Origin of the sequence: Roseicella frigidaeris (assembly GCF_003258945.1) — a bacterium.
GTDB lineage: Bacteria > Pseudomonadota > Alphaproteobacteria > Acetobacterales > Acetobacteraceae > Paracraurococcus > Paracraurococcus frigidaeris.
On the sequence record NZ_QLIX01000002.1, the window covers coordinates 71310 to 82364 of the forward strand.

11 protein-coding genes are annotated in these 11055 nt (G+C 72.7%); 7 read left to right on the forward strand and 4 right to left on the reverse strand.

The genetic code is table 11. The annotated features are described in order from the left end of the window. Positions 1–81 precede the first annotated feature (81 nt). The 3 genes from DOO78_RS03220 (at position 82) to DOO78_RS03230 (ending at position 3493) form a co-directional block, all read left to right on the forward strand. On the forward strand, positions 82–1326 hold the full coding sequence (locus DOO78_RS03220) for a CaiB/BaiF CoA transferase family protein (protein WP_243634331.1): 1245 nt from the start codon (positions 82–84) through the stop codon (positions 1324–1326). Positions 1327–1588: 262 nt separating this feature from the next. Then, positions 1589–2431: an alpha/beta fold hydrolase gene (locus DOO78_RS03225; protein ID WP_111468301.1), complete on the forward strand. Its 843-nt coding sequence runs from the start codon at positions 1589–1591 to the stop codon at positions 2429–2431. 48 nt (positions 2432–2479) lie between these two features. Continuing rightward, positions 2480–3493, forward strand: a complete 1014-nt coding sequence (locus DOO78_RS03230; protein WP_111468302.1) for an alpha/beta fold hydrolase — start codon at positions 2480–2482, stop codon at positions 3491–3493. An 85-nt stretch (positions 3494–3578) separates the two neighbouring features. Here DOO78_RS03230 and DOO78_RS03235 read toward each other — a convergent pair whose 3' ends face one another. The 3 genes from DOO78_RS03235 to DOO78_RS03245 all read right to left on the reverse strand — a co-directional run bounded on the left by DOO78_RS03235 (position 3579) and on the right by DOO78_RS03245 (position 6764). Beyond that, the gene (locus tag DOO78_RS03235; RefSeq protein ID WP_111468303.1) at positions 3579–4370 is read right to left on the reverse strand and encodes an SDR family NAD(P)-dependent oxidoreductase; all 792 of its coding nucleotides are present in this window, start codon (positions 4368–4370) and stop codon (positions 3579–3581) included. Between the two features lie 76 nt (positions 4371–4446). After that, positions 4447–5466 carry a porphobilinogen synthase gene (gene hemB / locus DOO78_RS03240; RefSeq protein WP_111468304.1) on the reverse strand — a complete coding sequence of 340 codons (1020 nt, stop codon included), beginning with the start codon at positions 5464–5466 and terminating at the stop codon, positions 4447–4449. Beyond that, positions 5463–6764 (reverse strand): O-acetylhomoserine aminocarboxypropyltransferase/cysteine synthase family protein, encoded by a 1302-nt coding sequence (locus DOO78_RS03245; RefSeq protein WP_111468305.1) that lies wholly within the window; start codon positions 6762–6764, stop codon positions 5463–5465. Before DOO78_RS03245 ends, hemB begins: the two co-directional genes overlap by 4 nt. Before the next feature lie 296 nt (positions 6765–7060). Between DOO78_RS03245 and rpiB the strand changes: the two genes are divergently transcribed. Beyond that, complete coding sequence (rpiB, locus tag DOO78_RS03250; RefSeq protein ID WP_111468306.1) at positions 7061–7513, forward strand: ribose 5-phosphate isomerase B; 453 nt, start codon at positions 7061–7063, stop codon at positions 7511–7513. Between the two features lie 22 nt (positions 7514–7535). Further along, a complete protein-coding gene (glyA, locus tag DOO78_RS03255) occupies positions 7536–8834 on the forward strand; it encodes a serine hydroxymethyltransferase (protein ID WP_111468307.1) in 1299 nt (432 codons plus the stop codon). A 116-nt stretch (positions 8835–8950) separates the two neighbouring features. Here the strand turns inward: glyA and DOO78_RS03260 are convergent, their stop codons facing one another. After that, a complete protein-coding gene (locus DOO78_RS03260) occupies positions 8951–9457 on the reverse strand; it encodes a GNAT family N-acetyltransferase (protein WP_207802772.1) in 507 nt (168 codons plus the stop codon). A 75-nt stretch (positions 9458–9532) separates the two neighbouring features. On the opposite strand from DOO78_RS03260, the gene nrdR reads away from it, so the two are divergent. Next, complete coding sequence (nrdR, locus tag DOO78_RS03265; protein ID WP_111468308.1) at positions 9533–9985, forward strand: transcriptional regulator NrdR; 453 nt, start codon at positions 9533–9535, stop codon at positions 9983–9985. Positions 9986–10059: 74 nt separating this feature from the next. Next, positions 10060–11046, forward strand: coding sequence for a Bug family tripartite tricarboxylate transporter substrate binding protein (locus DOO78_RS03270; protein WP_111468309.1), 987 nt, complete (start codon positions 10060–10062; stop codon positions 11044–11046). Positions 11047–11055: the final 9 nt, after the last annotated feature.

Genomic DNA, 11055 nt, shown 5'->3' on the forward strand with positions numbered 1-11055 from the left:
TGTTCGATCGCGTGATCCACGCGTCTCGGCGGCCCCGCTTCGGGCGATGACGCCCGAAAGACGATTGCGACCCGGAGAGGAATGACCATGCAGCACGCCACCGGCCCAGGCAGTGATTTCGCAACCAGCGCCACGGGGCCCCTGCAGGGCCTGCGCGTGCTGGACCTCACCCGCGTCCTCGCCGGCCCGACCTGCACGCAGATGCTGGGCGATCTCGGCGCCGAGATCATCAAGATCGAGCGGCCCGAGGCCGGGGACGACACCCGCGGCTTCGCCCCGCCCTTCATCCCGAACACCCGGGAGAGCGCCTATTTCGTCGGCGTCAACCGCAACAAGAAGTCGGTCACCGTCGACATCGCCAAGCCGGAGGGCCAGGCGCTGATCCTGCGGCTGCTCGAGCACTGCGACATCCTGGCGGAGAATTTCAAGGTCGGCGCCCTGGCGAAATACGGGCTCGGCTACCAGCAGTTGAAGGCCCGCTTCCCGCGGCTGATCTACTGCTCCATCACCGGCTTCGGCCAGACCGGCCCCTACGCCCCGCGGCCCGGCTACGACGCGCTGATCCAGGCCATGGGCGGCGTCATGTCCCTCACCGGGGAGCCGGCGGGCTCGCCGCAGAAGGTGGGCGTGCCGGTCGCCGACCTCTTCGCCGGCCTCTATGGCTGCATCGGCATCCTCGCCGCGCTCAACCACCGCAACGCGACCGGGGAGGGGCAGCAGATCGATATCGGCATGCTCGACACCCATGTCGCCTGGCTGGCCAACCAGGGCATGAACTACCTGGCGACGGGCCAGAACCCGCCGCGGCTCGGCAACCAGCATCCGAACATCGCGCCCTACCAGGAATTCCCGACCAAGGACGGCTACATCATCCTCGCCGTCGGCAACGACCCGACCTTCGAGCGCTTCTGCAAGGCCTTCGGGCAGGAGGCGCTGCTGGCCGATCCGCGCTTCGCCACCAATGCCTCGCGGGTGCAGAACCGCCAGCTGGTGACCGACACCCTGACCCCGGTGATGCAGGGCCGGACCACGGCCGAGTGGATCGAGGCGCTGGAGGCGCTGAAGATCGGCTGCGGCCCGATCAACACGCTGGAGCAGGTCTTCGCCGACCCGCATGTGCAGGCCCGCGACATGGTCGTCGAGATGCAGCACGCGAGCGGCGAGGCGGTGAAGGTCATCGCCAACCCGGTGAAGCTCTCGGCGACGCCGCCGAGCTACCGCAGCCCGCCGCCGGTGCTCGGCCAGCACACGGACGAGGTGCTGGGCGGGTTGCTCGGCATGACCGAGGCGGAGATCAGCGGCCTCCGGCACAAGGGCATCACCTGAGGCCGCATGCGCGCCGCGGGACGGGGCAGGGGCGCCGCGTCCCGCGGGAATGTCAGGCCTGCCGCGATGCGGCGCGGCTTTGCGCGCCGCGCCGCCGCCTGTAGACACGGGGGCGGGGAGGACACGTCCTGGTTGCGTTGCCGCAGGCCGGCACCCGGCCTGCCGCGGCGCCGCTCCGGCGCGCCCGGCAGGCGCCAGCGATCCTCCCGATGGCTGGCCCGCGGGGGCGCGGTCGTCGTCGGGACCGGATCGGGGGCCTTGCATGCGCCGCGAAGGATTGCGCTACCTGCTGCCGCAGGGATTTTTCGGCCTGGCCTGGACGGAATGGGGGCCACGGGACGGCTCGCCCATCCTCTGCGTGCATGGCCTGACCCGGACGGGACGGGATTTCGACCGGCTGGCGGCGGCGCTCGCCGCCCGCGGCCGGCGGGTCCTCTGCCCGGACCTGCCGGGGCGGGGCGCCTCCGACTGGCTGCCCGACCCCGCGCTCTACGTCCCGGCGACCTATGTGGCGGCGCTCGGGCATCTCCTCGCCCGGCTGGACGGGCCGGTGGACTGGGTCGGCACCTCGCTCGGCGGCGTCTGCGGCATGGCCGTGGCGGCGACGCCCGGCAACCCGATCCGCCGCCTGGTGCTGAACGACATCGGCGCCGTCGTGCCCGGGGAGGCGCTGACCCGGATCGGCGCCTATCTCGGGCAGGAGGAGGCCTTCGCCGACCTGGCCGGGCTGGAGGCGCATCTGCGCGCCGTGCATGCCCCCTTCGGCTGCCTGAGCGATGCCGACTGGCGGCACCTGGCGGAGACCTCGGCGCGCCATCGGCCCGGCGGGGGCCTGGCGCTGCATTACGACCCGGCGATCGCCGTCGCCGCCCGCAACGCCGCGCCCGGCGATCTCGACCTGTCGCCGATCTGGTCGCGGGTGGGCGCGCCCGTGCTGCTGCTGCGCGGCGCCGAGAGCGATGTCCTCCCTGCCGCCACGGCGGGCGCCATGGGGCGGCGGCCGGGCGTCCTGGTGCGGGAGATCCCCGGCTGCGGCCATGCGCCGGCGCTGATGGAGGCGACCCAGATCGACCTGCTGGTGGATTTCCTCCTCTCCGGCGCCTGAGGAGGGCGACCGCCGTGATCGTCGGGCGGCCTGCCGCGTTGCTGCCGCATGCTCCCGTTCCACCCCCGACCGCCCTGGCTGACAGGGCGCCTGCAGACGCTGCGCGCCCTGCGCTGGCCCTTTCCCGCCCGGCTGGCCGAGGGGCACCGGCTCTGGCTGCCGCTGCCGGACGGCGATGCGCTGGCGGCGACGCTGCACCTGCCGGAGGCGGCGCGGCCAGGCCGGCCCCTCGCGGTGCTGGTGCACGGGCTCGCCGGCGGCGAGGACGATCCCTGTCTGCGGGAGGCGGTCGGGGCGCTGCTGCGCCGCGGCTTCCCTGTGCTGCGGCTCAACCTGCGCGGCAGCGCCGCCAGCCGCGACCGCAGCACCAGCCATGTCCATCTCGGCCGGTCCGAGGACCTCGCCGCGGCGCTGGCCAGCCTGCCGCCGCCCCTGGTGAATGCCGGGGTGCTGCTCGCCGGCTGGTCGCTCGGCGCGGCGCTGGTGCTGCTGCTGCTCGGGCGGCTATCGGCGACGCCGGGCCTGCCGCGCCTCCTCGGCGCCGCCGCGATCAGCCCGCCGCTGCAGCCGGACCTGGCGCATGCGGCGATCGACGCGCAGCCGCTGCTCGGCCGGGCGCTGCTGGCGGCCTACCGGCGCGAGGTGCTCGCCGTGCCGGCGCGCGACCTGCCGCCCGCCCTGCGCGAGGCGGCGCAGGCGGCGCGCTCGCTGCGGGAATTCGAATCGCGGGTCACCGCGCCGCGCTTCGGCTACCCGTCCTATGCGGTGTTCTGCGAGGTGAACCGCCCGGCCGCGGTGCTGCCGCGGATCCGGCGGCCGGTGCTGCTGCTGACGGCCGCGGACGATCCCTTCCTGCCGCCGGAGGCGGCGGCGCGGATCGCCTGGGAGGACTGCCCGGCCATCCTGCCGCTGCAACTCGCCGGCGGCGGCCATTGCGGCTTCTACGACCGGCGGCCCGAGGCGCTGTCGGTCCGCGCCCTGCTCGCCTTCTTCGAGGGGCTGGCGGACGAGCCTGACATTGCCGCGGGCAGGGCGGTCGCCGCCTTCGACGCGGCGGCCTGAGCGGCCGCGTGGCGCGACGCCGAGCGGCCGGAGGCGGCGCCCGGCCTCTGCGGGACGCGAAGGGGAAGCCTTCGCGCGCCTGGAATCAGAATCCCGGCCGCGGCGTCAGCTCCATCATCACCTGGTCGAGGCCGCCATCGACCAGGATCTCGGCGCCGTTGACATAGGCGCTGCGCGGGCAGGCGAGGAAGATCACCGCATCGGCGATGTCCTGCGGCGTGCCGATGCGGCGCGTCGGCAGGATCTGCTCGCGGCGCTCCTTCACCTCCGGCTGCTGGTAGAAGCTCTCCGACATCGGCGTGCGGATGAAGCCGGGGCTGACGACGTTGCTGCGGATGCCGTCCGGCCCCCATTCCAGCGCGAGCTGGCGCGACAGCATCACGGCCGCCGCCTTCGAGGCGCTGTAGGCGCCGCTGCGCGGCTGCGGGTTGCTCGCGGCGATCGAGGCGATGTGCACCATGGCGCCGCCGCGGCCGATCATCTGGTGGCGGAAGGCCTGGGCGCAGAGCAGGTAGCCGGTCAGGTTCACGTTGAGCAGCGTGTTCCATTCCTCGAGCGAGAGGCTGGACAGCGCGCCCGGCCGCAGGATGCCGGCATTGTTCACCAGGATGTCGGCCGGGCCGATCCGGTCGGCGCTGGCGAGCGCCGCATCGGCGATGCTGCCCTCGCTGCCGGTGTCGCAGGGAATCGCGGTGACGCGGCCGCCCATCTCCTGCAACTGCCGTTCGAGCGACTTCAGCGCATCGAGGTCGCGGTCGAGCAGGGCGACGGCGCAGCCCGCCTCGACGAAGGATGTGGAGATGGCGCGGCCCATGCCGCCGGCGGCGCCGGTGACGACCGCGATCTTTCCCCCCAGTCCCAGCCAGTCCGTGTTCATGCGTCGATCTCCCCCGGTCCCGGCGCGATCAGACGCGCCGGGACGGGTGAGGTCAAGCCGCCGTGTGCGCTGGCGGTCAGCCCGCGCGCAGCCGCCGCGCGGCCTCGACGGCGAAATAGGTCAGCACGCCGTTGGCGCCGGCACGCTTGAAGCCGAGCAGGCTCTCCAGCATCGCGCGCTCATGCTCCAGCCAGCCGTTGCGCACGGCGGCCATGATCATCGCGTATTCGCCGCTGACCTGATAGGCGAAGGTCGGCACGCCGAAGCGGTCCTTCACGCGGCGGACGATGTCGAGATAGGGCATGCCCGGCTTGACCATCACCATGTCGGCGCCCTCGGCGAGGTCGAGCGCCACCTCGCGCAGCGCCTCGTCGGTGTTCGCCGGGTCCATCTGGTAGGTCTTCTTGTCGCCGCGGAGCGCGCGGCCGCTGCCGACCGCATCGCGGAACGGGCCGTAGAAGGCCGAGGCGTATTTCGCCGCGTAGGACATGATGCGCGTGTCGATCAGCCCGCGCGCGTCGAGCGCCTCGCGGATCGCGCCGATGCGGCCGTCCATCATGTCCGAGGGCGCGATGACGTCGATGCCGGCCTCGGCCTGGTTCACCGCCTGCTGCACCAGGATGGCGAGGCTGTCGTCGTTGTGCACGTAGTCGCCGGCGCGGGTCTCGCGGATCACGCCGTCATGGCCGTGATCGGTATAGGGATCGAGCGCGACGTCGCCGACCAGGCCGAGTTCGGGGAATTCCTGCTTCAGCAGCCGCGCGGCGCGGCAGATCAGGTTCTCCGGGTTCAGCGCCTCGGTGCCCTCGGCATCCTTCGCCTCGGGCGGCGTCATCGGGAAGAGGGCGATCGCCGGGATGCCGAGCGCGGCCGCCTGCTCGACATGGCCGGCCAGCCGGTCGAGCGAGACCCGCACGACGCCCGGCATGGAGGCGACCTCGGTGGTCTGCCCCTCGCCCTCGCGGATGAAGATCGGCCAGATCAGGTCGTCGACGGAGAGCGCGGTCTCCGCCACCAGCCGGCGCGTCCAGGCATCGCGCCGGTTGCGGCGCATGCGGGTGTTGGGGAAGCGCCCCACGGGCGTGCCGATGCTCATGCCGCGGCCTTCAGCGCCTGGTCGAGATCGGCGATGATGTCGTCGATATGCTCGATGCCGATGGAGAGGCGGACATAGCCCGGCGTCACGCCGGTCGAGCGCTGCTCGTCCTCGGAGAGCTGGGAATGCGTGGTGGTCGCCGGATGGATCGCCAGCGAGCGCGCATCGCCGATATTGGCCACGTGGTAGAACATCCTCAGCGCGTCGATGAATCGCGCGCCCGCCTCGGCGCCGCCCTTCAGCTCGAAGCCCATCAGGCTGCCGTAGCCGCCCTTCAGATAGGCATCGGCGCGGCGCTTCGCCTCGCCGGTCTGCAGGCTCGGATGGATCACCGTGGTGACCGAGGGCTGCTCCGCCAGCCAGGCGGCGACGCGCAGCGCGTTGGCGCAGTGCCGCTCCATGCGCAGCGGCAGCGTCTCGAGTCCCTGCAGGTGCAGGAAGGCGTTCAGCGGCGTGGTCGCGGCGCCGAGGTCGCGCAGCAGGCAGGTGCGCATGCGCAGGATGTAGGCGATCGGCCCGAGCGGCTTCACCGCCTGGGTCCAGACCGCGCCGTGGTAGCTGGGGTCGGGCGTGTTCAGGGTCGGGAAGCGCTCGGCATGCGCCTCCCAGTCGAAATTGCCGCCATCGACCACGATGCCGCCGATGCTGGTGCCATGGCCGCCGATGAATTTGGTGGTCGAGTGCATCACCACCGCCGCGCCGTGCTCGAAGGGCCGGCAGAGGATCGGGGCGGCGGTGTTGTCCATGATCAGCGGCACGCCGAGCCGGCGGCCAATCGCCGCCACCTCGCCGATCGGGAAGACCTGCAGCTTCGGGTTGGGCAGCGTCTCGGCGTAATAGGCGCGGGTGCGGGCATCGGTCGCGCGGGCGAAGGCCTCCGGGTCCTCGGGGCTCACGAAGCGCACCTCGACTCCCATGTTCCTCAGCGTGTTGGCGAAGAGGTTCCAGGTGCCGCCATAGAGGTCGGTGGAGGAGACGATGTTGTCGCCCGGCGTCGTCAGGTTCAGCACCGAGAAGGTGGTGGCCGCCTGGCCGGAGGCGACGGCGAGCGCCGCGACGCCGCCCTCGAGCGCGGCGATGCGCGTCTCGAAGGCATCCTGCGTCGGGTTCATGATGCGGGTGTAGATGTTGCCGAGCTCCTGCAGCCCGAAGAGCCGGGCGGCATGGCCGGTGTCCTGGAACTGGAAGCTGGTGGTCTGGTGGATCGGCACGGCGACCGAGCCGGTGGTCGGGTCGGCCCGATGGCTGCCGCCATGCAGGGCCAGGGTCTCCGGGCTGGTCCAGACGGGCTTGGACATGGTCTTCCTCTCCGCGGGCGGCGCTGGTGGCGCAGTCCTGCCACTTCCCCTCGCCGGGCGAAAGGGGCGAGGCGCCCGCCGCGCCGCCGGGCGGTGCGCCGCCGTTCCGGCCGCCCGGGTCCGGGCCTGCCGATGGAACAGCGGGGCAGGCTCCTCAATCGGCGCGGCGAGCCGGCGCCGCATGGCCGCCCCGCGTCCGGGCGCCGTGGTCATTCCCCGCCGGCGGTGCCAATTCCCCGCCCATCCGCGGGGGTTTCCCCATCGCCCCCACCCCAGACGCGTGATAGGTCTCTGCCATGACGACTGCCCCGCTCACCATCGCCATCGGCGGCGACCATGCCGGCCTGCCGCTGAAAGCCGTGCTGCAGGAGGCGCTGGCCAAGGCGGGGCACCGGCTGGTCGATGTCGGGACCAATTCCGCCGAGAGCGTGGACTACCCGGATTTCGCGCACCGGGTCGCCGCGGCGGTGGCGGCCGGGCAGGCCGCCTTCGGCGTGCTCGTCTGCGGCACCGGCATCGGCGTGCAGATCGCCGCCAACCGGCATCCCGGCATCCGTGCCGCGGTGCTGCACGACACCACCGAGGCGCGGCTGACGCGGGCGCATAACGACGCCAACATCGCCTGCTTCGGGGCCCGCACCACCGGGGCCGAGGTGGCGCTGGACGCGCTGCGCACCTTCCTCGGCACGGGCTTCGAGGGCGGCCGGCATGCCCGCCGCCTCGCCAAGATCGACCAGCCAGCCGCCTGACCCATTCCTCCAGGGCCGACCGATGAACGAGACCTCCGCCTACCGCATCCCCGACCGCTTCTTCTCCGCCGGCCTGGCGGAGGCCGATCCCGCGCTGGCGGCCGCCATCGGCCAGGAGCTTGGCCGGCAGCAGGACGGCATCGAGCTGATCGCCTCGGAGAACATCGTCTCCCGCGCGGTGCTGGAAGCCCAGGGCTCGGTCCTGACCAACAAGTATGCGGAAGGCTATCCGGGCCGCCGCTACTATGGCGGCTGCGAATATGTGGACGTCGCCGAGACCCTGGCGATCGAGCGGGCGACGAAGCTGTTCGGCTGCGGCTTCGCCAATGTGCAGCCGCATAGCGGCGCCCAGGCCAACCAGGCGGTCTTCCTCGCCCTGCTGCAGCCGGGCGACGCCTTCATGGGCCTCGACCTCGCCGCCGGCGGCCACCTGACCCATGGCTCGGCCGCCAACCTCTCCGGCAAGTGGTTCCGCCCCGTGCCCTATACGGTGCGCCGCGAGGACCAGCGGATCGACATGGCCGAGGTCCGCCGCATCGCGCTCGAGAGCCGGCCGAAGCTGATCATCGCCGGCGGCTCCGCCTATGCCCGGCACTGGGACTTCGCCGGCTTCCGCGCCATCGCCGACGAGGTGGGCGCCATCTTCATGGTGGACATGGCGCATTTCGCCGGCCTCGTCGCCGGCGGCGCGCATCCCTCGCCCTTCCCGCATGCGCATGTCGCCACCACGACGACGCACAAGACACTGCGGGGCCCGCGCGGCGGCATGATCCTCACCAATGACGAGGCGCTGGCGAAGAAGTTCAACAGCGCGGTCTTCCCCGGGCTGCAGGGCGGCCCGCTGATGCATGTGATCGCCGCCAAGGCCGTCGCCTTCGGCGAGGCGCTGAAGCCGGAGTTCCGCGCCTATGCCCGGGCCGTGGTCGCCAATGCCGTGGCGCTGGCCGCCGAGCTGCGGGCGCAGGGGCTCGACCTCGTCACCGGTGGCACCGACAACCACCTGCTGCTGGTCGATCTCCGGCCGAAGCGCCTCACCGGCAAGGCCTCGGAGGCGGCGCTGAACCGCGCCCACCTGACCTGCAACAAGAACGCCATCCCCTTCGACCCGGAGAAGCCGATGGTCACCTCCGGCGTGCGGCTCGGCACCCCGGCCGGCACGACGCGGGGCTTCGGCGAGGCGGAGTTCCGCGAGGTGGGGCGGTTGATCGGCGAGGTGCTGGACGGCCTCGCCCGCGCCAATGATGCGGCGGCGAACTCGGCGGTGGAGGAGAGCGTGAAGTCCCGCGTCCTCGCCCTCTGCCAGCGCTTCCCCATCTACTGACCAGTGATGCCGGTGCGCATTGACGCTGGCGCGTCAATGCGCCGGCGCGCCGGCCTTGCCCCTGGCCGCTTGGCTTCGCGCCGATGGGTGCGGCGCCCGTTCGGCCGCTCCGCCGGTTACGGATCGGGCGGCTTGCAGACCGACATGGGTTTGGCCATCGGGTAGCCGACAGCCCCCATCTGGCGCTGCAGCGGGCCGGCCTCGGCATAGCCGCGCGCCCGGTAGAAGCGACGGGCGGTCGCCGTGCTCTCCAGCCGGCAATGGGCGAGGCCGCGAGCCCGCGCCCAGGCCTCCAGGGCCGCCAGCACCGCCGTGCTGACCCCGCGGAAGCGTGCCTCCGGCGCCACGTAATTCAGGCCGATGCGGCCGTCGCCGCCGCTCGAGCCGACGCCGCAGACCCTGCCGCCGATCTCCGCGACCAGGACGCAACCCTGCGGCGAGGCGATCCAGCCCGCCACCTGCGCCGGCGTCTTGTTGCCGAGCCAGGCGGCCAGCACGGCCGGGTCGTCCCCATGATCCGCCCGGCACAGAAGCTGGATGGAGCGGCGCAGCACCGCGCTGGCGGCGGCGGCATCCGCCGGCCTCGCCGGCCGCACCGTGATGGCCTCGCCCACGGTCCGCATGCCCAACCCTGGCGCTCCCTGAAGCCGCCTGCCACTATATCTGGTGCCAAGCGGGCGAGGAAAGGATCCCCTGACATGCGCTGCCCCTTCTGCGGGAGCGAGGACACCCAGGTGAAGGACAGCCGACCGGCCGAGGACAGCGCCGCCATCCGCCGGCGCCGCTCCTGCCCCGCCTGCGGCAGCCGCTTCACCACCTTCGAGCGGGTCCAGCTGCGCGAGATCACCGTCCTCAAGACCGATGGCCGGCGGGTGCCCTTCGACCGGGAGAAGCTCGCCCGCTCCATCCGCGTCGCCCTGCGCAAGCGGCCGGTGGACGAGGACCGCATCGAGCGCATCGTCAACAGCATCCAGCGCAAGCTGGAGACCGAGGCGGAATCCGAGGTCACCTCCCGCCAGATCGGCGAGATCGTCATGGAATCGCTGAAGGAGGTGGACCAGGTCGCCTATGTCCGCTTCGCCAGCGTCTACCGCAATTTCGGCGAGGCGAAGGATTTCCGCGAATTCCTCGGCAAGATGGATGCCGGCTGACCGGTCGCGCCCGCGGCGGCTGGACCGCGCCCCTCGCCTCTGATGTGCTCTCCGGAAAGGGGAGGACCCACGCCATGCCGCCGCTCCGCCGGCGCGCCCTGCTCGGCGCGCTGCTCGCCAGCCCCGCCCTCGCCGCCGGGCCGGAGGCCGCCCGGGACTGGCCGAGCCGCCCGGTCCGCCTCATCGTCGGCTATCCCGCCGGCGCCTCCACCGATCTCTGCGCCCGCATCCTCGCCGAGGACATACGCCGCCGCCTGCCGCAGCCAGTGATCGTCGAGAACCGGCCCGGCGCCAACGGCGCGCTCGGCGCCGCCTTCGTCGCCGAGGCCGAGCCGGACGGCCATACGCTGCTGGTCAGCAACACCAGCACCATGACCGCGAACCACCTGCTCTACCGCGACATCCGCTACGACCCGCTGCGCGACCTGCTGCCGATCTCGACCATCACGCTGAGCCCCTTCATCCTCGCGGTCAGCGGCAAGAGCCGGCAGCGGGCGCGGATGCAGAGCCTGGCCGCCATCCTCGAGCTCGCGCGCAGCCGGCCGGAGGGGCTCACCTACGGCTCGGGCGGCATCGGCAACCTGCAGCACCTCAACATGGAGCTGCTGGCCCGCAAGGCCGGCATCCGCCTGCTGCACGTGCCCTTCCGCGGCGCCGCGCCGGCCGAGAACGCGCTGGTCGCCGGCGATGTCGACCTGATGCTGGAGACGCCCTCGGCCGGGCCGCTCTTCCGCGACCGGGCGATCGACGCCATCGCCGTCACCGGCGGGACGCGCTGGCGCGACCTGCCCGAGGTGCCGACCCTGGCCGAGGCGGGCCTGCCCGAGCTGGTGCTCACCTTCTGGAACGGGCTGGTGGCCCCCGCCGGCCTGCCGCCGGCGATCCGCGAGCGGCTGGTCGGCCTGATGCGGGCGGCGAGCGAGGCGCCGGAGACGCGCCGGCTGCTGCTCGGCCAGGGCGAGGTGATGGTGCTGCCGCCCGAGGCCTTCCGCGACCGCATCGCCGCCGACATCGCCCGCAACGCTGCGGTGATCCGCGAGGCCGGCATCGAGGTTCAGTAGGGCAGCCCT